Here is a 21,960-nt window from a genome sequence, read left to right on the forward strand (position 1 = left end):
GCGTCACCGGGAGGAGGACGCTTTGCCGTCCTTGATCGGGCGCGGCGCCTCGAAGCCCGACGCCGATCCGGGATCAGGATAAAGTGAGGTGTCTTTCGCCGCCTGGAGCGGCGGTTCCCGCCGGGCAAGCGGCGGGAAAAGATTGTTCTGCAATGGGCAATCGATGGCCTTTTGGCCGGGTTTGCCCGCATCGGAGGAGACGTTGCATGAAACCGATTGCACTGTTGGCGTTCGCCGCTCTTCTGTTCCCTATCGCCGCCCACGCGGACGGCGATGCCGTCGCCGGCAAGAAGGTCTTCAACAAATGCATGGCGTGCCACGACGCCAAGACCGACAAGAACAAGGTCGGCCCGTCGCTGCTTGGCGTTGTCGGGCGGACGGCCGGAACGTACGAAAGCTACCTCGGCAAGTACTCCAACAACATGAAGGAGGCCGGCGCCGGCGGTCTTGTCTGGGATGAGGCCAACCTCTCGGCCTATCTCAAGCACCCGAAGGAGATCGTTCCCAATGGCAAGATGGCGTTCCCGGGGCTCAACTCGGACGAGGATATCGCCAACGTCATCGCCTATCTGAAGGCCGACCCGAAGCCTTGAGCGGAATTTCCTGCAGGCTTGGCTAAGGTGCCTTTCGGACAAGGCGCCTTGCCTGGGCCAAAACCTCAGGCGAGGCCGATCGCGTGCCGGGTCAGCGCGTCGAGTAGCAAGGCGGCGAAAATCGCGAAGAGATAGAGGATCGAGTAGGCGAACAGCGCCTTTGCCGGCCGCCTGTCCTCGCTCTCGAAGGCCAGTACTTTCCAGGCGTGCCAGATGAAACCCGCGCCGAGGATCGCCGAGGCGGCTCCATAGAGGCCGCCGGCGAAGCCCATTGCCCATGGCAGCACGGCAGTCGGCGCAAGCAGCAGCGAATAGACGAAGATCTGCCGCCGCGTCGCCGCCTCGCCGGCGACGTTGGGCAGCATGGGAATGCCGGCCCTGGCGTAGTCGCCCACCTTGAAGAGGGCGAGCGCCCAGAAATGCGGCGGCGTCCACAAGAAGATGATGAGGAACAGGACGAGGCCCTCGATGCCCACGCTTCCGGTCGCGGCCGCCCAGCCGATGACCGGCGGCAGCGCGCCCGCCGCGCCGCCGATGACGATGTTTTGCGGCGTCGAGCGCTTCAGCCACATCGTGTAGACGACGACGTAGAAGAAGATGGTGAAGGCGAGCAGCAGGGCGGGCAGCCAGCCCGCCAGAATCTCGAGCATCATCACCGACACGGTCGCCAGCAGGAGCCCGAAATTGAGGGCGTCGGCCGGCGCCACCCGGCCGGCCGGGATCGGCCGCTGCGCGGTGCGCGACATCGCCGCGTCGATGTCCATGTCGTACCACATGTTGAGGACGCCGGCGGCCCCCGCGCCGAGCGCGATCGCGGCGGTCGCCGCCAGCGCGAATGCCGGATTGACGGGCGCTGGAGCGCAGAGCATGCCGACGAAGGCGGTGAAGACGGCCAGCGCCATGACGCGCGGCTTCATGAGCGCAAGGAAATCCACGGCCATCGCTGCAGGAAGGCCGTCGCCTGTGCTGACGATGCGAGTTCTCCACGGCATGCGGCTGCAGCCTAGCCAGCAAGGCGATCTTTGGCAACGCGGCGTTGCCCTCGCCGTTTCGCTCGGCCTATGCTGCGGCCGCTCGTCGAACCGGCTGCCGGGACGGCTCGGGCATCCTGCAGGTGATCGAGAATTTCTCCCCCATGAATGATATCTATGAATCGTACGACGCCGTCGGGCTGGCCGAACTCGTGTCGCGGCGCGAGACCACGCCATCGGAACTGCTCGACGAGGCGCTGAAGCGCGTCGAGGCGCTCAATCCCGCGATCAATGCCGTGACCATGATGCAGGAAGGCGTCGCCCGGCGGCTGATCGAGGAAGGCCTGCCGGACGGCCCGCTGCGGGGCGTGCCGTTCCTGCTCAAGGACCTTGGGGCAGAGGCAATCGATTTCCCGACCAACAGCGGCTCCAGGCTCTTCGCCGGCACGCGCTATGCCCGCGACTCGACCATCTATGCGCGGCTGAAGGCGGCCGGCCTTGTCACCTTCGGGCGCACGACGTCGCCGGAAGGCGGCATAGGCCCGACCACCGAGGCTGCCGTCTACGGCGGTCCGACCCGCAACCCGTGGAATCTCGGGCGCACGCCGGGCGGTTCGTCGGGCGGCGCCGGCGCCGCCGTCTCGGCGGGCATCGTCCCGGCTGCGCACGGGTCGGACGGCGGCGGCTCGGTGCGGATCCCGGCCTCGTCCTGCGGCCTGTTCGGCTTCAAGCCGACCCGCGCCAGGCTGCCCGACGGCCCCTATGTCGGCGAGGGTTGGGCCGGCATGGCGATCGACGGCTTCCTGACGCGCTCGGTTCGCGACACCGCTGTCCTGCTCGACGCGACGCACGGTTCCGACCTCGGCGCCCCCTATGCCGCGCCGCCGCTGAAGGCCAGTTTTGCGGACGCGCTGAACCAGCGTGGACGCCGGCTCAGGGTGGCGTTCTCGACCACCAGCCTCACCGGGCAGCCCATCGATCCTGAATGCCGGGCCGCCGTGATCGCTGCGGCCAAGCTGCTGGAGGATCTCGGCCACCACGTGGAGGAGGCCCTTCCGCAGGCGGACACCCCCGGCATGATGGCGGCCTGGACCAGGATCGTCGCCTGCGGCACCGCGCTGGCCGTGGATGCGACCGTGGCCAAACGCGGCCGTCCGCTGGCGGACGGCGAGATCGAAGGCATTTCGCGCGGCGCAATCGCCTTTGCGCGCACGCTGAGCGGCGCCGATTACCTGGAGGCGGTCGGCAAGATACATGCCTACGGCCGGGAAATGGCCGCCTTCTTCCAGGACCGCGACGTCCTGCTCACCGCGACGCTCGCCGAACCTCCCGCGATGATCGGCCGTTTCGACCATCGCCCGGAGGACTATGTCGACTATCGCATGGGTCCGGGGCGCGTGTTCGACTACTCGCCCTTCGCCGCCGCCTTCAACGCGTCGGGGCAGCCGGCTGCGTCGCTGCCGCTGCACTGGACGACCGACGGGCTTCCGGTCGGCGTCCAGCTGGCGGTGGCTTTCGGCGAGGACGAACTGCTGATGGGGCTTTGCGCCCGCATCGAGGAGGCTGCGCCCTGGTTCGCAAGGCGGCCGCCCTTGCGCTACGTGGCTCCGCGTTCGTAGGTGATCCTGCCGTCGCAGATCGTGGCGGCGACCTTCAGCGTGTCGACGTCACCCGGCGGGGTCGACTCGATATCGCCCGACAGAACCACCACGTCGGCCATTGCGCCCGGCTTCAGGATGCCCTTGCGCGTCTCCTGGAACTCGCTGAAGGCGCCGTCGATTGTGAAGCCGGCCAGCGAATCCATCAGCGACTGCCGTTCGTCCGGGTCGCCTTCGAAAGCCGGCTGGCGGACCAGTGCAGTCCTGATGCCGAGCAGCGGGTCGAGTGGCGCGACCGGCCAGTCGCTGGAGAAGGCAAGCCGCGCGCCCGACTGCCTGATGGTCCGCCAGGCGTAGCCCGTCTTCATCCGCTCGCGCCCGACCATCGAGAGGATCGGTTCGATCGGGTAGGCGCCCCCCGGGGCGTGCGTCGGCTGCATCGAGGCGATCACGCCGAGCTCGGCGAAGCGGGGCAGGTCCGAGGGCGACAGCATCTCAATGTGTTCGATGCGATGGCGGCTGTCGCGCGGCCCGTTTGAGCGCCGCGCCGCCTGGTAGCCGTTCAGCGTCCGGTTGACGGCGGCGTCGCCGATCGCATGCACGGCGATCTGCAGGCCGAGCCGGTCGCATTCGATGCTGATCGCGTCGAACTCGTCCTGTTCGAAGTATGAGAAGCCGCTCACGCCGGGCGTCCCGTTGTAGTCCTCGAACATGTCGGCGGTGGTCGATTCGATCACGCCGTCCATGAACATCTTCACGAAGTCGGCGGTCAGCCGGTCCGACCGCCAGCGCCGACGCATCTCCACCGCCTTGTCGAGTTCGGAAAGCGCCATCCCCGGCAGCATGCGGAAGGGGACGCGTCCGCGCACGATGAGACCTTCGGAGCGGTCGATCTCCTCCAGCAGCTCGAGCTGGTAGAAGTTGCCGTCCATGTTGTGGAAGCTCGTGACGCCGAGCGAGGCGCAATAGGCGAGCCCCTGCTTGATGATGCCGATGTCGGCGGCCCGCTGCGCGGCGTTCGGCGGCGACTTCGGCTCGTGACCCATCAGGCCCAGCATTTCGCGGCCGCCGGTCGGGGTCAGGTCGGTTATCGGCGCGAACGCCTCGAATTCCCGCAGCTCGCCGGTCGCAAGGCCGTCCGGCCCGACGACGATCTCGCTTCCGGCGGGCGTCTGGCGGCCGTGCAGGATGCCCCCCGCCTCGAGCGCCGCCGTGTTCGCCCACATCGTGTGGTGATCGCCGGCGAAAAGCGCCAGCGGGTAGTCCGGCAGGATCCTGTCGAGCAGCTGGCGAGTGATGGTCTCGCCATCGCCGAACATCTGGTAGGCGGCCTGTTCCGCAACCAGAACGCCCGGGTCGATCTTCTTCACGGCCCGCTCGCGCACCGCCTTGGCGATGGCCTCGAAACCGGTGACGCCTGCAAGCGACAGGCTGCGCAGCTGGGCGCCGCCGGCAAACAGATGGATGTGGCTGTCGATGAAGCCGGGAAGGACGGATGCGCCGGCCGCGTCGATGCGTCGTGTCGACGGAGCGGCGAAGCCGGCCATGTCGCCGCGGCTGCCGACCGCGAGGATGGTACCCCCCGCCAGCGCAATCGCGTCAGCGCGCGGATTGTCCGGGTCCATCGTGAGAATGCTGGCGTTTTCGATGATGACGTCGGCTGTGGCCATGCTTGTTGCTCCCCTGTGCAGACTTCATAGCGATGCACCTTGCCGGAAGCCAAGCCGTCAAATACGCTGTTCGCAAAAGAGAATGCTGACGCTTGGGCACGGCTCCGCTGCAGCACACCAGGGGAGCATGAATGCATCTAGTGCCGGAGCCCCAGCAGGCAGGGGGCGCAAGCGTCGCGATTGAAGCCAGGAGTATCGTCAAGACGTTCGGTCAGGGGCCGACCGCCCTGCGGGCGCTCGACAATGTCTCGGTCGCCATCCGCGAGAACGAGTTCTTCACCCTGCTTGGACCGTCAGGCTGCGGCAAGACGACGCTGCTGAGGCTCATCGCCGGTTTCGAGTATCCCACCGAAGGGGCGATCCTGCTCCACGGCGACGACATCGCCGGGCTGCCGCCGTTCAAGCGCCCGGTGAACACGGTCTTCCAGAGCTACGCGCTGTTTCCGCACCTGACCGTCGCCGAGAACGTCGCCTTCGGTCTGGAAATGCTCGGTCGGCCGAAGGACGAGATCGCCGGGCGGGTGTCGACAATGCTCGACCTCGTCCACCTCAGGGAACTCGGGAACCGGCGGACCGACCAGATTTCCGGCGGCCAGGCGCAGCGCGTGGCGCTCGCGCGCGCGCTCGCGCCGAGCCCCAAGGTGCTGCTCCTGGACGAGCCGCTCTCCGCGCTCGACTACAAGCTGCGCAAGGAGATGCAGATAGAGCTGAAGCGCATGCAGCACGAGACCGGCATCACCTTCGTCTTCGTCACGCACGACCAGGAGGAAGCGCTGACGATGTCGGACCGCATCGCGGTGATGTCGAAGGGCAAGATCCTGCAGATCGGGTCGCCCTGGGACATCTACGACAAGCCGGCCGATCGCTTCGTTGCCGACTTCATCGGCGAGTCGAACTTCCTGGCCGCCACCGTCGTCCGCGCCGACGGCGGCGCGGCGACCGTCAGGCTCGGCTCGGGAAAGGAGATCGTGGCCAGCGTCGCCGAAGGCCATTCGCCTGCGGCGGAGGTGACCGTCGTCGTGCGCCCGGAGCATGCCAGCGCCGTGAAGGGAGGCGGCCAGCTTTCCGGAACCGTCGAGAACGTCGTCTATTTCGGAACGGACACGCATATCCACGTGAAGCTGGACGGCGGAGGCGCCTTCACCGTGCGCCAGCAGAATTCGAGAAGCCAGTCCTGCGGCTTCGACGTAGGGGATCGCGCCGGCATCGAGATTTCCGACGACGCCGCGCAGGTGCTGAGGGACTGACGGTGGCGAGCGCGGCAGAGATCGCCAGGCAGGCGCAACGCGACGAGGTTCGCAGGCGGTGGCTTCTGTCGTCGCCGGCCCTCGTCATCATCTTCGTGGCCGCGATCGGCCCGCTTTTCGTGATGCTCGCCTATTCGTTCATGGTGAAGGGCGACTACGGCGACGTGAAATTCGGGCAGTACTCTCTGGACGGCTGGTTCTCGGTGCTGTTCCAGCGCGACATCTTCGACGACACGTTGGCTTTCGCCGATGCGCACCTGTCGATCTTCTGGCGGTCGCTCAGGCTTTCCTTCATCACCACTGCGGTCACGCTCCTGCTCGGCTTTCCGACCGCCTATTTCATCGCCACGCGTCCCCGCCATACGCGGGAAATCTGGGTCTTCCTGGTCACCATTCCGTTCTGGACCAACCTGCTGATCCGCACCTTCGCGATGCAGCAGGTCATCCGCAACGAGGGCATCCTCAATTCGCTTCTGCGCGCCGCCGGCATCATCGACGAACCCCTGCAGATCATGCACACCGACTGGGCCATCCTGTTCGGCATGGTCTATGTCTATCTGCCGCTGATGGTGCTGCCGCTCTATGCCAGCATGGAAAAGCTGGACTTCCGGCTCGTCGAGGCCGGCTACGACCTTTACGCCGGCCGCTTCAGCGTGCTGCGCCGCGTCATCATCCCGCTCGTGAAGCCCGGCATCGTCGCCGGCTCCATCCTCGTCTTCATCCCGTCGCTCGGGGCCTACGTCATTCCGCGCGTGCTGGGCGGCGGCAAGAACATGATGCTCGGCAACCTGATCGAACTGCAATTCGGGGCCGGCCGCAACTGGCCGCTCGGCGCGGCGCTCTCGATCACGCTGATGGCGCTGGTCATGGTCGCGCTGCTCTTCTATGTCCGCAACGCCTCGCGCTCTGGGGTGCAGCATGGCTAGGCGGCATTTCGACATCAGGGCGCAGACCGGCTTCGGAACGATCGCGCTTTTCACCTTCGCCGCGCTCTATCTGCCGATCGCGACGCTGGTCGCCTATGCCTTCAACGCCAGCGAATCGGTCAGCAACTGGGAGGGGCTGTCGTTGCGCTGGTTCGTTTCGGCGTCGAACAATGTCGCGGTGCAGGACGCAGCCTGGCGTTCTCTGGTCATCGCCGTCTGCGCGGCGACGGTTGCGACGGTCGCCGCCACCATGGCGGCGATCGCCACAACCCGCACACCGCGCTACCGCGGGCTCGGCTTCAAATACGCGTTCATCAACCAGCCGCTGATGGTTCCGGAGATCGTGACGGCCGTCGCGCTGCTGATCGTGTTCTCGCGCATCAAGGTGTGGACGGGCTATTCCGGCCTCGGCTACCTGGTCCTAGCGCACACGGCCTTCTGCATCCCGTTCGCCTACCTGCCGATCCGCGCCCGCCTGGAGAACATGGATCTCACGCTCGAGCGCGCGGCTGCCGATCTCTACGCGACGCCCTGGATGACGTTTCGCAGGGTGACCCTGCCGCTTCTCAGGCCCGGCATCATCGCAGGCTTCATGCTGGCCTTCGTCATCTCGCTCGACGACGTCGTCATCACCGAGTTCGTCAAGTCCGGCGGACAGGACACGTTGCCGACCTACATGCTCGGCCAGTTGCGCCGGACCGTCACGCCCGAGGTGAACGCGATCGCCACCGCCTTCCTGGCGCTGTCGGTGGTGCTCGTCACAGTCTTCTTCTTCATCAACCGCAAAAAGAACTGAAACCAAGGAAGCCAGAGGAGAATGTCATGAACTGGAAATTCGCGGCTGCAACGACGGCCATCTCGATGCTGGCCTTCGTCGGAAGCGCCGCCGCCGAAGGTGAACTCAACATCTACAACTGGGGCGACTACACCAGCCCCGACCTGATCAAGAAGTTCGAGGAAGCGAACAACGTCAAGGTCACCATCACCGACTACGATTCGAACGACACCGCGCTGGCCAAGGTGCGCGCCGGCGGTCACGGCTTCGACATCGTCGTCCCCTCGGCCAACTACGTGCCGATCTGGGTGAAGGAAGGCCTGCTGCTCGAGGCGCGGCCCGACCAGATGGAGAATTTCAAGAACGTCGACGAGCGCTGGGTCAACGTTCCCTGGGACGAAGGCCGCCACTACACCGTTCCGTGGCAGTGGGGCCTGACCGGCATCGGCGTCAACAAGAAGGTCTATGGCGGCGACATCAACACATCGGCGATCTTCCTCGATCCGCCAGCCGAGCTGGTCGGCAAGATCAACGTCGCGCCCGAGATGAACGACGTGCTCTTCGCCACGATCAAGTATTTCGGCGGTGAGTGGTGCACCCAGGACAAGGAACTGCTGAAGAAGGTGCGAGACAAGCTGGTCGAGGCCAAGCCGAAGTGGCTCGCGATGGACTACAGCGTCACCGAGAAGCTCCCGGCCGGCGACTATTCCGCGGTCTACTACTGGAACGGCGCCGTGATGCGCTCGCGCCTTGCCAATCCCGACATCGCCTTCGGCTATCCGAAGGAGGGCTTCCCGTACTTCATGGACAGCGTGGCCATCCTGAAGGACGCGCAGAACGTCGAGAACGCCAAGCTGTTCATGAACTTCATCATGGAGCCGGAAAACGCGGCGCTGATCTCGGCCTTCGCCAAATATGCCAATGGCATCAAGGGCTCGGGCGAGTTCATGCCGGAGGAGATGAAGACGGCTCCGGAACTGGTCGTGCCGGCGGAGTTCGAAAAGGCCGGCGAGTTCCTCGTGACCTGCGCGCCTGAGGTGAGCGAGCTCTACACCCGCATCTGGACCGACGTGAACAAGTGACGGTCAGGCGCGGGCGGTTCGCCGCCCGCGCCGCTTGCGTTCCGGTTGGAGCGCAAGCCACGCTGGTCGCGCCGTTGCGGTTCGCGGGCGCGCCCTGTAGGAGCGTTGCCTCCTGACGGAGGATGAAATGGACCACCCCGGGATCGACATGTTTCTGGCCGCGGCGGCATGCGTCGATGCTGACAGCCGACCGGCTCGTGCGAACGTCGGTTGCGCGCAGAGCGGCCGCGCCTGACGCCATGCGGGAGCCGGGCGCGGTCATTGTCGGGGCTGGCGAGTGCGGCGCGCGCGCCGCCTTTGCCCTGCGCGAGGAGGGCTTTTCCGGCCCGGTCGCCCTGATCGGCGCCGAACGTCACCTTCCCTACGAACGGCCGCCACTGTCGAAGGACGGCATGGCGGTTGCCGACGCGCCCGGCATGAAGACGATCGCGGATGCGGCCCGCTTCGAGGCCGCCGGCATCCGGCTGATGCTCGCGACCGACGTCGCCGCGATCGACCGCCATGCCCGCGCAGTCGTGCTCGGCAGCGGCGACAGCATCCCCTATGAGACGCTTCTCCTTTCGACCGGTGCGCGGCCGCGCCGGCTCGCGTTCGCGGAGGGATCCAGGCACTGCCTCTATTTGCGCACGCATGACGATGCCCGCGCCATCGCGGCCCGGTTGCAGCCGGACGCTCGGATCGCCGTCGTCGGGGGCGGCTTTATCGGGCTGGAACTGGCCGCGGCGGCAAGGGGCAGGGGCTGCCGCGTGACCGTCGTCGAGGCGCTTCCGCGACTGCTGTCGCGGGCGGTTCCCGCGGAGATTGCCGCCGTCATCGAGAATGCGCACCGCGCCCGCGGCGTCGAGATATGCTGCGGCGTATCGATCGCCGGCATCGCCGATGCCGGGGAAGGGGTCGAGATTCGGCTGGCCGACGGGGCCTCGATCGCAGCCGACCTGTGCATCGTCGGGATCGGTGCGGTCCCGAATGCCGAACTGGCGGCCGATGCCGGGCTGGCGGTCGACAACGGTATCGCCGTCGACCGGTGTCTCCGTACGACCGACCCGGCGGTCTTCGCCGCCGGCGACTGCTGTTCCTTCCCGCTCGACGTCTATGGTGGCCGGCGCGTGCGGCTGGAAGCCTGGCGCAACGCGCAGGAGCAGGGCACCCTTGCCGCCCGGAACATGCTCGGCGCCGACGAGCCGCATTCCGCGATCCCCTGGTTCTGGTCGGATCAGTACGACCTCACGCTGCAGATCGCCGGTCTGCCGGACGAGGGCGCGCATGTCGTTCGCCGCGATCTCGGGGGGGACGCCTTCATTCTCTTCCATCTCGCCGCCGACGGGCGACTGGTGGCGGCCGGCGGTATCGGCGTCGGAAACGCCGTCGCCCGCGACGTCAGGGTCGCCGAGATGCTGATCGGGCGCCGAGCGTCCCCCGCGCCGGAACAACTGGCGAGCTCCGACACCAAGCTGAAATCCCTGCTCGCGGCCTGAAACTTCGCCTGTCATCTGCCTGTCACAGGCGTCGGCCATATACAGCCAAATATCCGGATTGGCAGATATATGGACAAGAAATCGGCATTGGATGCGCTGGCGGCGCTCGGTCAGGAAACTCGCTTGGACGTGTTCCGGCTGCTGGTCAGCGCAGGCGCCGGCGGCGTGCCCGCCGGCGAGGTCGCGGCCAGGCTTGGGGCGGTCCAGAACACGGTCTCGGCCCACCTCAAGGTGCTCGCGCAGGCCGGGCTGGTCCGGCCGGAACGCGACGGGCGCGTCGTGCGCTACGCCGCCGACATGACCGGCTTTCGCGACCTGCTCTCCTATCTCATCGAAGATTGCTGTGACGGGGCGCCCGAACTGTGCCGGCCGGTTATCGACGCCGTGACCTGCCAATGTTGATCGACGTGCCTTTGCAACAAGCCTGCGCGACATGGAGAGTGTGATGAGCAGCCCAACCTACAACGTCCTTTTCCTCTGCACCGGAAACTCCGCCCGCTCGATCCTTGCCGAGGCGATCCTGAACCGCGTCGGAGTGGGGCGGTTTCGCGCCTTCTCCGCGGGGTCTCAGCCCAAGGGCGAGGTGCACCCCTATGCCCTCGAACTGCTGAAGAGCCTCAATCACGATACCGCCTTCGCCCGCTCCAAGAGCTGGGAGGAGTTTGCCGGTCCCGATGCGCCGGTCATGGATTTCGTGTTCACCGTCTGCGACAACGCCGCGAACGAGGCCTGCCCCGTCTGGCCGGGCCAGCCGATGACGGCGCATTGGGGCGTGCCTGATCCCGCGGCGGTGGAAGGCACAGAGGCCGAGAAGCATCTCGCCTTCGCCGACGCCTATCGCATGCTCAACAACCGCATCTCCATCTTCGCGTCGCTTCCGATCGTTTCGCTGGACAAGCTGACGCTGCAGAACCGGCTTCGCGAGATCGGCGGCGACCTTTCGAAGGTAGGCCAGGCGTGAGCTTCGACCTGCCGCGCCGGCTTGCCGCAGAGGCGCTGGGAACCGGTATTCTCGTCGCTACCGTGGTCGGCTCCGGCATCATGGCCGACAGGCTGACAGACGATGTCGCGCTGGCGCTCCTGGGCAACACCCTGCCCACAGGAGCGATCCTGGTCGTACTCATAACGATCCTCGGTCCGCTTTCGGGCGCGCATTTCAACCCGGCGGTGACGCTGGTCTTCGCGGTGCGGCGCGAGATCGCGGTTGCCGATGCGGTCGGCTACGTGGCGGCGCAGGTGATCGGCGGCGTCGCGGGCGCGCTTCTCGCGCATCTCATGTTCGAACTGCCTATGCTGCAGGCTTCGACGACCGTGCGCAGCGGCATGGCGCAGTGGCTGGCCGAAGCGGTCGCCGCGTTCGGCCTCGTCTTCACCATCCTCGCCGGGCTCCGTTTCCGGGCGGACGCCATCCCCTGGCTGGTCGGCCTCTACATCACCGCCGCCTACTGGTTCACCGCCTCGACATCCTTCGCCAATCCCGCCGTCGCGGTCGCGCGCGCCTTTACCGACACGTTCTCGGGCATCCGCCCGGTCGACGTGCCGGGCTTCATCGTCGCCGAACTGGTCGGCGCGCTCGCCGCGGCGGTCGTCGCCGGCTGGCTGCTCGCCACGCCCGAAGCCATCGCCCGCGCGAAGGCCGCGGAATAAACCCGGCGCGGTCCTAGCTTCCCCGCGGCGCATGCGGATACCATGCGGCCTCTTTCAGGCGATCGAGGCTGTTTATGACCATCGGGCTGCGTGACATCGAGATTCCGGATTTCGGCCTGCCGGTCGAGCGGCCGGCCATCCCGGCAGAAACCTACGAGGCGCGTTGCGCCGAGGCTTTCCGGCGCGTCGGCGTGGACTGGCTCGCCGTCTATGCCGACCGCGAGCATGCCGCCAACGTCGCCTTCCTGACCGGCTTCGATCCGCGTTTCGAGGAGGCCATCCTGCTGCTCGGCAGTGGCGGCCGGCGAATCGTCATCACGGGCAACGAAAATCTCGGCTACACCCCGGTCGCCGGTCTGCCCGGCCTTGAAACGGTGCTGGCCCAGTCGCTCAGCCTCATGGCGCAGGACCGCACGCTGAAACCGGACCTGATCGGGGTCCTGCGTGAGGCTGGCCTGCGCGCTGGCGACAGCGTCGGCCTGGTCGGCTGGAAATATCTCGAGGCCGGGGAATGGGCAGGGCCGCGCGCCACCTTCTTCGTGCCGGCCTTCATCGTCGATGCAATCTCAGCCGTCGTCGGGCGGGAAGTCCTGTCCGACGCGACGGCCGTGCTGATGCATCCGGCTGACGGGCTGCGCGCGGTGGTGGACGCCGACCAGATCGCGGAGGCGGAATGGGGCGCGGCGCGCTCCGCGGCGGCGGTCTGGCGCATCGTCAGCGGCTTCAGGCTCGGCGACAGCGAACTGCAGGCGGCTTCGCGCATGGGCTATGCCGGTGAGCCGATGAGCTGCCATCCGATGCTGGCGTCCAGCGATCGTTCGGGGCCGGTGATCGGCTTGCGCAGTGCCACCGCACGCGTGCCGGGGCGCGGCGACGGCGTGACCACGGCCGTCGGCTACTGGGGCGGCCTGACCGCGCGCGGCGGACTTCTGGCCGAGCATGACGACGCCTTCCTGGCGGTCGCCAGCGCCTATTTCCTCGGGCTCGCCGCGTGGTACGAAACGGCGGCTCTGGGCGTTGAAGGCGGCGCGGTCAATGAAGCGGTCATCTCGACGCTGGCGCGCGGCGGCCTGCGCCCGGCCCTTAACCCGGGGCACCTCGTCGGTCTCGACGAGTGGGTGCATTCGCCGATCCGCCCGGGTTCCATGGAGCGCATCGTGTCCGGCATGCCGTTCCAGGTCGACATCATTCCGGTGCCGATGCCTGACGGCTGGACGCTGAACTGCGAAGATCCCGTCACCTTTGCCGACGCAGGTCTGCGGGCGACGCTCGCCGAGCGGCATCCGGCGCTAGCCAGCCGCTGCGAGGTGCGCCGGCGCTTCGTCGAGGATCGGATCGGCATCGCGGTTCGCGACGACATCCTGCTGCTCTCGGCGATTCCGCTCTGCCTGGCGCCCTTCTGGCTGGCAAGCGGCCGGCTTCTCAGCCGGGCCTAGGCGCGCCAACTCTCTGGCGCGACCGAGCGATGTTCCGCTGCTGCGCGGTAGGCGGCATCCACCAGTGCATAGGTCTTCAGGTTGTCCGCTCCTCGCGTCTCGGCAGGCACGCCGCGCTGCAGGCAGTCGAGGAAATGGCGGCAGGCGCCGAGCGCTCCCTCCTGGCTGACATGCCAGGGATGCGAGGTCCATGGCAGCAGCGGGGTGCCGATGTCGGTCTCGCTCGCCTCGCCTTCGCTGGTCAGCTTCATGCGGCATCCCCGCGAGACGACGATCGACCCGCGGCCCCCCTCGATCTCGAGCATCGTCTCGGGGAAGGGGTCGTCGGCGCGGCGCGATTCGTAGGTGCACTCGACAAGGCTGACCGCGCCGCTTTCATGCCGCAGCATCATGGTGGCGGTGTCCTCGCCCTTGACCCGCGGATTGCGGCGCTGCGTCTCGCAGGAGATGCGTGCGACGTCGCCGAGCAGGAAGCGGGCGACGTCCAGAACATGAACGCCGACATCGGCGATCACGAACCGCTCTTCATCGTAGAAATAGGGCTGCGTCCTGTAGACGTCGAAGCCGGTGCGGAAGGCGATCCGCGCCCAGTTCGGCTCGCCGATCGCGCCGCTGTCTATTGCCTTGCGGACGGCGCGCAGCGGCGCCTGGTAGCGGAAGTTCTCGTGCACGGCGAGCCAGACGCCGGCCTTGTCGGCGGCCTCGACGATCGCTGTGGCGTCCTCCCAGGTCGGGGCGAAGGGTTTCTGCACGATTGTCGAGACGCCGCGCGCGATGGCCGCCTCCGCGATGGCGCGATGCGTATCCTGCCGGGTGACGATGTCGACCGCGTCGAGCGGCCCGGCGTCCAGCATCGTCTGGACGTCGGTGTGCCAGGACACGCCGAACATCTCGCCCGCCGACCTTGCCTTGGCCGGGTCGAGGTCGCACACGGCGGCCAGCACGGCGCCGTCGGCAGCAAGGTCGCGCCAGGCGTTGAGATGGTTCTGGGCGTAGAAGCCGCAACCGATGACGCCGATGCGGATGGTCCTGGCCGTCATGGTTCGCGCCGCCTGCTCAAGGTTGTTCTGAATGCCGTCATGCGGCGGCGCATGATTGCCGATCCGGTGCGCCACCGCCAGTCATTTCGGCTCGCTCGGTTCGAGAACACCGGATGCCGCCACGGCCGCGGGCCGAGTTGCTCATGATGCGCGTTCGACGCGCAGACGCCGCACCGCCATATGAGATCAAATCGTATAGGATATCGAATTGACGGTCATGGGCCATCGCTATAAGCATGGACGTTCGAGGTGCGGTGATGAACAGTCTTCTTGCGTCCGAACTGGCGACCGATGCGCGGCCGCATCCCGGTATCAATCGGCACAACGGACTGGCCGAGGAGGCCTACGAGGCGATTTTCGCGCAACTGATGGCGTTGAAGATCGCGCCGGGGTCGCGCATCACGGTCGACAATCTGGCGCGCGAACTCAACGTGTCGCAGACGCCCATCCGCGAGGCGCTCGGCCGTCTCGAGGGTGAGGGGCTGGTCGTCAAGACGCACCTGATCGGCTACAGCGCCGCGCCGCAGATTTCTCGCCGCCGCTTCGACGACCTCTACGATCTGCGGCTCCAGCTGGAGCCGGAGGCGGCCTCGCGCGCCGCCAGGTCGATGGACGCGACGCGGCTTTCCGACCTCCGGCAGGTCGCGGGCGTCATGTCGCGACGGCAGGGCGGCGACGAGCGGCAGCGCTATTCGGCGTTTGCGCGCCAGGATGCGCTGTTCCACGACCGGGTCCTCGAATTCGCCGGCAACGAACTGACGCGCCAGACGCTGGCGCACCAGCATACCCACTTCCACATCTTCCGGCTGATGTTCCATTCCCGCGTCACCGAAGAGGCGCTGGACGAGCACGAGGCCTTGCTCGTCGCCTTTGCGGCCGGGGACGGCAAGGCAGCGAAGCGGGAGATGCGCCACCACATCGAACGGTCGAGGGACCGGCTGCTGCCGGCCTTCGAATGAAGGTTGAGAGAAAGGCGGCGCGCCGCCCAGCAAGGACGCGAGACTAAACCCGGGGGCATGCCCCGCTTTAAGACACCAGGGAGGATGGGAGTCATGACTGGCAAGAAGATCCTGATGCTGACCGGCGAATTCACCGAGGAATACGAGATCTTCGTGTTCCAGCAGGGCATGGAAGCCGTCGGCCATACCGTGCATGTGATCTGCCCCGACAAGAAGGCCGGCGAGAAGATCCAGACCTCGCTGCACGATTTCGAGGGGCACCAGACCTATATCGAGCGCTTCGGGCACCTCGCCGACATCAACAAGACCTTTTCGGAGGTGAATCCGGCCGACTACGACGCCGTCTACTGCGCCGGCGGCCGCGGCCCGGAATACATCCGCACCGACAAGCGCATCCAGGCGATGGTCAAGCACTTCCACGACGCCAGGAAGCCGATCTTCACGATCTGCCACGGCGTCCAGATACTGGTCGCCGTGGATGGCGTGGTGCGCGGCAAGAAGGTCGCTGCGCTCGGCGCCTGCGAGCCGGAAGTGACGCTGGCCGGCGGCACCTATATCGACGTCAAGCCGACCGAGGCCTATGTCGACGGCACGATGGTGTCGGCCAAGGGCTGGACCGGCCTTGCCGCCTTCATGCGCGAATGCCTGAAGGTGCTCGGCACCGAAATCAGGCACGGCGAGACGCTGGGCGGAACCAAGGCCGCCGCCTGAGGGCGCGGCCTCAGTCCTGGGCTACGATCGATGCGGCTGTGGCCTTTGCCGCCGCCTGCAGGTCTTGCGGGCTGAGGCGGATCTGCAGCCCGCGCTGGCCGCCGTTGACGTAGACGCGGTCGTGCGCCAGCGCGCCCGCCTCGACCACGGTCGTCACCGCGCGCATCTGCCCGAACGGGCTGATGCCGCCGACCTTGTAGCCGGTCAGGCGCTCGGCGTCCGCCGGCTTCATCATCTCGGCCGACTTGCCGGAGACGGCCGCCGCCAGCTTCTTTAGCGACACTTCGCGGTCGGACGGCGCGATCACGCAGACCGGCTTGCCGTCGACCTTGGTCATCAACGTCTTCAGGACGCGGTCCGGCGGCTCGCCGAGGGCGGCGGCGGCCTGCAGACCGATGCTGTCGGCGTTCGGGTCGTAGTCGTAGACGCGGACGTCGAACGCGACGCCCGCCGCCTCCAGCGCCTTCGTGGCGCGTGTGGACTTCGACATCTAGGCCGCCAGCGCCTGGTCGAGATCGGCGATCAGGTCGTCGGCGTCCTCGATGCCGCATGACAGCCGCACCAGCGCATCCGAAATGCCGATCGCGGCGCGCTGCTCGGCGGGGATCGAGCCGTGCGTCATCAGCGCCGGATGCTCGATCAGGCTCTCGACGCCGCCGAGGCTTTCGGCGAGCGTGAAGAGCTGGGTGCGCTCCAGGAAGCGCTTGGTCCCGGCAAGGTCGCGGTCGAGTTCCACGGAGATCATGCCGCCGAAGGCAGACATCTGCCGTCTTGCGATGGCATGCTGGGGATGGCTTTCGAGGCCCGGATAGATGACGCGCCTGACATCCCCGCGGCCCTCCAGCCAGCGCGCGATCTTCAGCCCGTTTTCCGAGTGCCGCTGCATCCTCAGCGCCAGCGTCTTCAGGCCGCGCAGCGCGAGGAAGCTGTCGAACGGGCCGGATATGGCGCCGACCGCGTTCTGCAGGAATTTCAGCTGGTCGAGGATTTCGCCGTCCTGGCGCACCACGGCGACGCCGCCCACCATGTCGGAATGGCCGTTGAGGTACTTCGTCGTGGAGTGCACCACGATGTCGATGCCGAGTTCCAGCGGCCGCTGCAGGTAGGGGCTGCAGAAAGTGTTGTCGGCGACCGTCAGCACGCCCTTGCGCCTGGCGAGGGCGACGACGGCTTCGAGGTCGACGATCTTCAGCAGCGGATTGGTCGGCGTCTCGATCCACAGCATGCGCGTCTCGGGCGTGATCGCGGCCTCGATGGCGGCGAGGTCGGTGAAGTCGGCGAGGCTGACCTTGAGGCCGGCGCTTCGCTGCCTCACGCGGGCCATCAGCCGGTAGCTGCCGCCGTAGATGTCGTCGGTCGCCACCACATGCGAGCCGGCGTCCAGGAGTTCGAGGACGTTGGCGATCGCCGCGAGCCCCGAGCCGAAGGCGAAGGCCGCGGCCCCGCTTTCCAGGTCGGCCACGGCGCGCTCGAAGGCGAAGCGCGTCGGGTTCTGGCTGCGGGCGTACTCAAAACCCTTGTGCACGCCTGGGCTCTGCTGGCCATAGGTCGAGGTCGCGTAGATCGGCACCATCACCGCGCCGGTCGTCGGGTCGTGGCTCTGGCCGCCATGGATGGTGCGCGTGGCGAAGGCCAGGCGGTTCTTGCCGGTTGCGGTCATGTCTTGGATCGCCTCAGGTGGTTGATCAGGTCGATGCGGGTGATGAGGCCGAAGAACTCGTCGCCGTCGTAGACGATGGCAACCTCGTTGCGGTCGAACACCGGCAGCAGCGCGTCGAGCGTCTGGTCTGCCTGCAGCGTGTGGAGGTCGGCCGTCATCGCGGTCTTTACCGGCGCGTTGAAGCGCTCCCAGCGTCCGTCATAGGAACCCTCGACGCGCGAGAGGATGTCGCTTTCGTCGACGATGCCGATGAGCCTGCCGTCCTCGATGACTGGAAGCTGCGAGACGTCGGCGCGGCGCATGCGCCCATAGGCGTTGATCAGCGTGTCGCCGGGACCGACCGTGATGGTGCCGCCCTCGCGGTGCGATCGGGCCACCAGGTCGCGGAGGTCGCCGTGCTGCACGCGTTCCGACAGGCCCTGCTCGGCCAGCCAGTAGTCGTCGAACACCTTGGAGAGATACTTGTTGCCGGAATCGCAGACGAAGGTGATGACGCGCTTCGGCGTCTTCTGCTCGCGGCAGTATTTCAGCGCGGCCGCCAGCAGCGTTCCCGACGACGAACCTGCGAGGATGCCTTCCTTCGACAGCAGTTCGCGCGCGGTCGCCATGCTCAGCCGGTCGGGGATCGCATAGGCCTTCTTGACGAAGGACAGGTCGGCATTGGGTGGCACGAAGTCCTCGCCGATGCCCTCGACCGTCCAACTCCCGGCCTCGATCATCTCGCCGGTCTTGATGAGCGGCGCGAGGACGGAGCCGATCGGGTCGGCGAGCACCATTTCGGTCTTCGGCGAGTGCCTCGCGAAGAAGCGGCCGAGCCCGGTCAGCGTGCCGCCGGAGCCGACGCCGACCACCACGGCGTCGACGTCGCCGCCAAGCTGCTCCCAGATCTCGGGGCCGGTCGTCTCCTCATGGGCCTTCGGATTCGCGGGATTGGCGAACTGGTTGACATAGAACGCCCCCGGCGTTTCCGCGGCGATGCGCTCGGCCATGTCCTGGTAGTATTCCGGGTGGCCCTTGCCGACGTCGGAGCGCGTCAGCCTGACGTCGGCGCCGAGCGCGCGCAGGTGCTGGACCTTTTCGCGCGACATCTTGTCGGGAACGACGAGGACGATGCGGTATCCCTTGGGTATGCCGACCTGCGCGAGGCCAAGCCCAGTGTTTCCGGCGGTCGCCTCGACGATCGTGCCGCCCTTCTTCAGCCGGCCGTCCTTCTCGGCTGCGGCGATCATCGACAGGGCGATGCGATCCTTGATCGATCCGCCAGGGTTCTGGCTCTCCAGCTTGATGAACAGCCGGCACGGACCGGTGTCGAACCGCGTCAGTTCGACGATTGGCGTCTGGCCGATCAGGTCGAGGACCGATGCATAGGGCGGCTGCAGCCGCGTCATCGCGCTTTGGGTTTTCGTCTCGCTCATGCTCGGCTCCAAGACACTGTCGCGCCGTCCGGCGGAGATATGGCAAATATGCGCGGCCTTCACGAGGAATAACAGTCCGTGCGCTTGCCCGGTTCCGGTCGAAACGTGCTGGCGTGCGCTACTGCGCCGGTATGTTCTCCCTGAAGATCAACCTGGGTTCGATGTAGCGGTTCGGGATCACCGGCTCGGACGACGCGATCGAGCCGAGCAACTGTATGACCGACTGTTCCGCGGTCAGGCGCGCGTTCTGGTCGATCACGACGTCGGCGAGATCGTCGACGAGGTAGCCGCGCGTCAGCGGTGTCAGGTCGTGGCAGATGAAGACGGGCTTGGGCGCGGCCGTTCGCTCCTTGAGCGCGCGTGCAACGCCGAAACGACCTGCGCCGACACAGTATATGCCTAGCAGGCCCGGCTGTTCGCGCAGCAGCATCTGGGTCTCCGCATAGCTCGCTTCGCCGTCCTCGTTGATATCCACCGATGTCGTGACCGCGAGCTCTGGAAAGTCCTCGCCGAGGACGGCGCGGAAGCCCATCTCGCGTTCTTCGTGGCCGCGATAGGATCGCGAGCCGGTGACGATCGCGATGTTGCCTGACAGCCCGCGTAGCAGCCGCCCCATCAGCAGCGCGGCGGTGCGCCCCGCGGCGCGGTTGTCGAGGCCGACATAGGCCGAGCGCGGCGCCGCCGGGACGTCGGAGGCGATGGTGATGAGCCTGATGCCGGCATCGGCCATGCGCTGCATGACGCCGCGCGTGCGCGGGTGATCGACGGCGATGACGCCGACGCCCTTGGTCTGAAGGCCGAGATCGTCGACGGCCGTCTGCAGCGACGCCGGCGAGATGTCGTCGAGGTCGTGGATGCGGCACGAGGCCACCAGCGGCATGTGGCTGGCATAGGCCCTGATGTGGTCCGCCAGTTCCCCCATGAAGACGTTCTGCCGGATCGGCAGGAAGAACTCTAGCGCGGCCGGGCGGGAGGGCAGGGGAACGGCGCCGGCGGTCGGCAGGTAGCCCAGGCGCTGCGCCGCTTCCATCACGCGCTGGCGGTTGGCGGCGCTGATGCCCGGCCGGTTGTTCAATGCGCGGTCGACCGTCGCCGTCGAAAGACCGCAGCTTTGCGCAATCGCCGCCACTGTCACTTTCATCGAATTTCCCTCGTTGCCGCCGGCCAAGTCTTAGGGGTTGCCCAAGCCCATCGCAATGATTGAATCTGATGGGAAACCTGATTGTTCGCCATCAGCGATCTCATTAGCGTTGCGTGAAATGGCCCAAGAAGCCTGTACTGCGGACGAAACGCTTCCCGCGAGAGCGATCCCGATGGAAAAACGCGACTACGACCTGATGGGTGAAAGCGGCCGGCGCGCGGTGGAAACCGGGCTCGCGGCCGCCGAATGGTACCACACCGACATCCCCCGCAAGCAGATGAAGGAACTGATGCGCCGCTCCGACGGGCCCGCGATCCGCGACACGCTGATCTGGATCGGGCTGCTCGCCGTTTCGGCCGCCGGCGGCATCTGGTTCTGGGGCACCTGGTGGTGCGTGCCGTTCTTCTTCGTCTACGGCACGCTCTACGGCTCGTCGGGCGACTCGCGCTGGCACGAAGCCGGTCACGGCACGGCGTTCAAGACGCGCTGGATGAACGACGTCGTCTACCAGATCGGCAGCTTCATGATCATGCGCAACCCGGTGACGTGGCGCTGGAGCCATGCGCGCCACCATACCGACACGATCATCGTCGGGCGTGATCCGGAAATCGCCGTCATGCGGCCGCCCGACCTGTTGCGGGTGGTGCTGAATTTCGTCGGAATCGTCGACGTCTGGTATTCGATGGGCGACCTTCTGCGCAACGCCGCCGGCAATCTCAGCGAGGCGGAAAAGAGCTTCATTCCCGAGCAGGAGCGCTACAAAGTGGTGCGTGCGGCGCGCGTCCACGTGGCGATCTACCTGGCCACGGTCGTGGCTGCGGTTGCGATGCGTACCTGGCTGCCGCTGATGCTCGTCGGGCTTCCCCGCATGTACGGCGCCTGGCACGGCATCCTGACCGGCCTGCTGCAGCATGGCGGGCTGGCCGACAACGTCACCGACCACCGGCTCAACTCGCGCACCGTGCTGATGAACCCGGTCAGCCGCTTCATCTACTGGAACATGAACTACCATGTGGAGCACCACATGTTCCCGATGGTGCCCTATCATGCGCTGCCGAAGCTGCACGAACTGATCAAGCACGACCTGCCGGCGCCCAATCCCTCGATGCTGGACGGCTATCGCGAGATGGTCCCGGCCTTCCTCCGCCAGCTCCGCTACGAAGACTATTTCCTCAAGCGCGAACTGCCGGCGACGGCGAAGCCCTACCGCGACGAATTCCACGACCTCACGGTCCAGGCGGCCGAATAAGGCCACCCGAAAAACCACCGGAACAGGCAGGCAAGCAACATGGCGCAATGGATCGAAGCGTGCGGTGCGGACGAGATCGACGAAGAGGACGTGGTCCGTTTCGACCATGAGGGCAGGACCTTCGCCATCTACCGATCGCCCGACGACGAGTTCTTCGCCACCGATGGCCTCTGCACGCATGAAAAGGTGCATCTCGCCGACGGGCTGGTGATGGACGACATCATCGAGTGCCCCAAGCACAATGGGCGCTTCAACTACAAGACGGGTGAAGCCAGGGGAGCGCCGGTCTGCGTCGCGCTGAAGACCTACCCGACGCGGGTCGAGGCCGGAAAGGTCCTGATCCAGCTCGACTGACGCAGCATCCG

Annotated in this window: 22 protein-coding genes; 15 read left to right on the plus strand and 7 right to left on the minus strand. The window is 66.7% G+C overall.

All coding sequences use genetic code 11. The features are described from left to right. Nucleotides 1–206 precede the first annotated feature (206 nt). The gene (locus ABUE31_RS02100) at nucleotides 207–593 is read left to right on the plus strand and encodes a c-type cytochrome (protein ID WP_367721839.1); all 387 of its coding nucleotides are present in this window, start codon (nucleotides 207–209) and stop codon (nucleotides 591–593) included. A gap of 65 nt (nucleotides 594–658) precedes the next feature. On the opposite strand, the gene ABUE31_RS02105 is transcribed toward ABUE31_RS02100, so the two are convergent. Further along, entirely contained in the window at nucleotides 659–1,585 is a 927-nt protein-coding gene (locus ABUE31_RS02105) for a heme o synthase (protein WP_367721840.1), read from the minus strand. Between the two features lie 143 nt (nucleotides 1,586–1,728). On the opposite strand from ABUE31_RS02105, the gene ABUE31_RS02110 reads away from it, so the two are divergent. Continuing rightward, a complete protein-coding gene (locus tag ABUE31_RS02110; protein WP_367721841.1) occupies nucleotides 1,729–3,183 on the plus strand; it encodes an amidase in 1,455 nt (484 codons plus the stop codon). Here ABUE31_RS02110 and ABUE31_RS02115 read toward each other — a convergent pair. Beyond that, nucleotides 3,162–4,832 (minus strand): amidohydrolase, encoded by a 1,671-nt coding sequence (locus ABUE31_RS02115; protein WP_367721842.1) that lies wholly within the window; start codon nucleotides 4,830–4,832, stop codon nucleotides 3,162–3,164. The genes ABUE31_RS02110 and ABUE31_RS02115 overlap by 22 nt on opposite strands. Before the next feature lie 131 nt (nucleotides 4,833–4,963). Here ABUE31_RS02115 and ABUE31_RS02120 point away from each other — a divergent pair, with 131 nt between their 5' ends. The 9 genes from ABUE31_RS02120 to ABUE31_RS02160 all read left to right on the plus strand — a co-directional run bounded on the left by ABUE31_RS02120 (nucleotide 4,964) and on the right by ABUE31_RS02160 (nucleotide 13,420). Beyond that, a complete protein-coding gene (locus ABUE31_RS02120) occupies nucleotides 4,964–6,079 on the plus strand; it encodes an ABC transporter ATP-binding protein (RefSeq protein WP_367721843.1) in 1,116 nt (371 codons plus the stop codon). A gap of 2 nt (nucleotides 6,080–6,081) precedes the next feature. After that, a complete protein-coding gene (locus ABUE31_RS02125) occupies nucleotides 6,082–7,005 on the plus strand; it encodes an ABC transporter permease (RefSeq protein ID WP_367721844.1) in 924 nt (307 codons plus the stop codon). Next, on the plus strand, nucleotides 6,998–7,801 hold the full coding sequence (locus ABUE31_RS02130; RefSeq protein WP_367721846.1) for an ABC transporter permease: 804 nt from the start codon (nucleotides 6,998–7,000) through the stop codon (nucleotides 7,799–7,801). The genes ABUE31_RS02125 and ABUE31_RS02130 overlap by 8 nt, the downstream gene beginning before the upstream one ends. A 26-nt stretch (nucleotides 7,802–7,827) precedes the next feature. Beyond that, the gene (locus tag ABUE31_RS02135) at nucleotides 7,828–8,862 is read left to right on the plus strand and encodes an extracellular solute-binding protein (RefSeq protein WP_367721847.1); all 1,035 of its coding nucleotides are present in this window, start codon (nucleotides 7,828–7,830) and stop codon (nucleotides 8,860–8,862) included. A 239-nt stretch (nucleotides 8,863–9,101) separates the two neighbouring features. Continuing rightward, nucleotides 9,102–10,337, plus strand: a complete 1,236-nt coding sequence (locus ABUE31_RS02140) for an NAD(P)/FAD-dependent oxidoreductase (RefSeq protein WP_367722505.1) — start codon at nucleotides 9,102–9,104, stop codon at nucleotides 10,335–10,337. A 69-nt stretch (nucleotides 10,338–10,406) separates the two neighbouring features. Beyond that, nucleotides 10,407–10,739: an ArsR/SmtB family transcription factor gene (locus tag ABUE31_RS02145; protein WP_367721848.1), complete on the plus strand. Its 333-nt coding sequence runs from the start codon at nucleotides 10,407–10,409 to the stop codon at nucleotides 10,737–10,739. Between the two features lie 43 nt (nucleotides 10,740–10,782). Continuing rightward, nucleotides 10,783–11,298 (plus strand): arsenate reductase ArsC, encoded by a 516-nt coding sequence (locus ABUE31_RS02150; protein WP_367721849.1) that lies wholly within the window; start codon nucleotides 10,783–10,785, stop codon nucleotides 11,296–11,298. Further along, nucleotides 11,295–11,984, plus strand: a complete 690-nt coding sequence (locus tag ABUE31_RS02155) for an aquaporin (RefSeq protein ID WP_367721850.1) — start codon at nucleotides 11,295–11,297, stop codon at nucleotides 11,982–11,984. The genes ABUE31_RS02150 and ABUE31_RS02155 overlap by 4 nt, the downstream gene beginning before the upstream one ends. A gap of 74 nt (nucleotides 11,985–12,058) precedes the next feature. Beyond that, a complete protein-coding gene (locus ABUE31_RS02160) occupies nucleotides 12,059–13,420 on the plus strand; it encodes a Xaa-Pro aminopeptidase (RefSeq protein WP_367721851.1) in 1,362 nt (453 codons plus the stop codon). Here ABUE31_RS02160 and ABUE31_RS02165 read toward each other — a convergent pair. Continuing rightward, on the minus strand, nucleotides 13,417–14,460 hold the full coding sequence (locus ABUE31_RS02165; protein ID WP_367721852.1) for a Gfo/Idh/MocA family protein: 1,044 nt from the start codon (nucleotides 14,458–14,460) through the stop codon (nucleotides 13,417–13,419). The genes ABUE31_RS02160 and ABUE31_RS02165 overlap by 4 nt on opposite strands. A 257-nt stretch (nucleotides 14,461–14,717) precedes the next feature. Between ABUE31_RS02165 and ABUE31_RS02170 the strand changes: the two genes are divergently transcribed. Together ABUE31_RS02170 and ABUE31_RS02175 are read left to right on the plus strand one after the other, a co-directional pair. Continuing rightward, a complete protein-coding gene (locus ABUE31_RS02170; protein ID WP_367721853.1) occupies nucleotides 14,718–15,419 on the plus strand; it encodes a GntR family transcriptional regulator in 702 nt (233 codons plus the stop codon). Between the two features lie 93 nt (nucleotides 15,420–15,512). Next, complete coding sequence (locus ABUE31_RS02175; RefSeq protein WP_367721854.1) at nucleotides 15,513–16,130, plus strand: DJ-1/PfpI family protein; 618 nt, start codon at nucleotides 15,513–15,515, stop codon at nucleotides 16,128–16,130. A 10-nt stretch (nucleotides 16,131–16,140) separates the two neighbouring features. Here ABUE31_RS02175 and ybaK read toward each other — a convergent pair whose 3' ends face one another. From ybaK to ABUE31_RS02195, 4 genes are all read right to left on the minus strand, one after another. Next, on the minus strand, nucleotides 16,141–16,620 hold the full coding sequence (gene ybaK / locus ABUE31_RS02180; RefSeq protein WP_367721855.1) for a Cys-tRNA(Pro) deacylase: 480 nt from the start codon (nucleotides 16,618–16,620) through the stop codon (nucleotides 16,141–16,143). Further along, a complete protein-coding gene (locus tag ABUE31_RS02185; RefSeq protein ID WP_367721856.1) occupies nucleotides 16,621–17,790 on the minus strand; it encodes a cystathionine gamma-synthase in 1,170 nt (389 codons plus the stop codon). Beyond that, on the minus strand, nucleotides 17,787–19,205 hold the full coding sequence (locus tag ABUE31_RS02190; protein WP_437344057.1) for a pyridoxal-phosphate dependent enzyme: 1,419 nt from the start codon (nucleotides 19,203–19,205) through the stop codon (nucleotides 17,787–17,789). The genes ABUE31_RS02185 and ABUE31_RS02190 overlap by 4 nt, the downstream gene beginning before the upstream one ends. A gap of 118 nt (nucleotides 19,206–19,323) precedes the next feature. Next, the gene (locus ABUE31_RS02195) at nucleotides 19,324–20,346 is read right to left on the minus strand and encodes a LacI family DNA-binding transcriptional regulator (RefSeq protein WP_367721857.1); all 1,023 of its coding nucleotides are present in this window, start codon (nucleotides 20,344–20,346) and stop codon (nucleotides 19,324–19,326) included. 172 nt (nucleotides 20,347–20,518) lie between these two features. Between ABUE31_RS02195 and ABUE31_RS02200 the strand changes: the two genes are divergently transcribed. Both ABUE31_RS02200 and ABUE31_RS02205 read left to right on the plus strand, forming a co-directional pair. After that, nucleotides 20,519–21,595 carry a fatty acid desaturase family protein gene (locus ABUE31_RS02200; RefSeq protein WP_367721858.1) on the plus strand — a complete coding sequence of 359 codons (1,077 nt, stop codon included), beginning with the start codon at nucleotides 20,519–20,521 and terminating at the stop codon, nucleotides 21,593–21,595. Between the two features lie 39 nt (nucleotides 21,596–21,634). Beyond that, nucleotides 21,635–21,949: a MocE family 2Fe-2S type ferredoxin gene (locus ABUE31_RS02205; RefSeq protein WP_367721859.1), complete on the plus strand. Its 315-nt coding sequence runs from the start codon at nucleotides 21,635–21,637 to the stop codon at nucleotides 21,947–21,949. Nucleotides 21,950–21,960 lie beyond the last annotated feature (11 nt).

Origin of the sequence: Mesorhizobium marinum, from assembly GCF_040813675.1 — a bacterium.
In the GTDB taxonomy this organism is placed as follows: Bacteria; Pseudomonadota; Alphaproteobacteria; order Rhizobiales; family Rhizobiaceae; genus Mesorhizobium_K; species Mesorhizobium_K marinum.

Coding starts and splice junctions, on each gene's coding strand:
- ABUE31_RS02100 (WP_367721839.1), top strand. CDS start 207: ATGAAACCGATTGCACTGTTGGCGTTCGCCGCTCTTCTGTTCCCTATC.
- ABUE31_RS02105 (WP_367721840.1), bottom strand. CDS start 1,585: ATGCCGTGGAGAACTCGCATCGTCAGCACAGGCGACGGCCTTCCTGCA.
- ABUE31_RS02110 (WP_367721841.1), top strand. CDS start 1,729: ATGAATGATATCTATGAATCGTACGACGCCGTCGGGCTGGCCGAACTC.
- ABUE31_RS02115 (WP_367721842.1), bottom strand. CDS start 4,832: ATGGCCACAGCCGACGTCATCATCGAAAACGCCAGCATTCTCACGATG.
- ABUE31_RS02120 (WP_367721843.1), top strand. CDS start 4,964: ATGCATCTAGTGCCGGAGCCCCAGCAGGCAGGGGGCGCAAGCGTCGCG.
- ABUE31_RS02130 (WP_367721846.1), top strand. CDS start 6,998: ATGGCTAGGCGGCATTTCGACATCAGGGCGCAGACCGGCTTCGGAACG.
- ABUE31_RS02135 (WP_367721847.1), top strand. CDS start 7,828: ATGAACTGGAAATTCGCGGCTGCAACGACGGCCATCTCGATGCTGGCC.
- ABUE31_RS02140 (WP_367722505.1), top strand. CDS start 9,102: ATGCGGGAGCCGGGCGCGGTCATTGTCGGGGCTGGCGAGTGCGGCGCG.
- ABUE31_RS02145 (WP_367721848.1), top strand. CDS start 10,407: ATGGACAAGAAATCGGCATTGGATGCGCTGGCGGCGCTCGGTCAGGAA.
- ABUE31_RS02150 (WP_367721849.1), top strand. CDS start 10,783: ATGAGCAGCCCAACCTACAACGTCCTTTTCCTCTGCACCGGAAACTCC.
- ABUE31_RS02160 (WP_367721851.1), top strand. CDS start 12,059: ATGACCATCGGGCTGCGTGACATCGAGATTCCGGATTTCGGCCTGCCG.
- ABUE31_RS02165 (WP_367721852.1), bottom strand. CDS start 14,460: ATGACGGCCAGGACCATCCGCATCGGCGTCATCGGTTGCGGCTTCTAC.
- ABUE31_RS02170 (WP_367721853.1), top strand. CDS start 14,718: ATGAACAGTCTTCTTGCGTCCGAACTGGCGACCGATGCGCGGCCGCAT.
- ABUE31_RS02175 (WP_367721854.1), top strand. CDS start 15,513: ATGACTGGCAAGAAGATCCTGATGCTGACCGGCGAATTCACCGAGGAA.
- ybaK (WP_367721855.1), bottom strand. CDS start 16,620: ATGTCGAAGTCCACACGCGCCACGAAGGCGCTGGAGGCGGCGGGCGTC.
- ABUE31_RS02185 (WP_367721856.1), bottom strand. CDS start 17,790: ATGACCGCAACCGGCAAGAACCGCCTGGCCTTCGCCACGCGCACCATC.
- ABUE31_RS02190 (WP_437344057.1), bottom strand. CDS start 19,205: ATGAGCGAGACGAAAACCCAAAGCGCGATGACGCGGCTGCAGCCGCCC.
- ABUE31_RS02195 (WP_367721857.1), bottom strand. CDS start 20,346: ATGAAAGTGACAGTGGCGGCGATTGCGCAAAGCTGCGGTCTTTCGACG.
- ABUE31_RS02200 (WP_367721858.1), top strand. CDS start 20,519: ATGGAAAAACGCGACTACGACCTGATGGGTGAAAGCGGCCGGCGCGCG.
- ABUE31_RS02205 (WP_367721859.1), top strand. CDS start 21,635: ATGGCGCAATGGATCGAAGCGTGCGGTGCGGACGAGATCGACGAAGAG.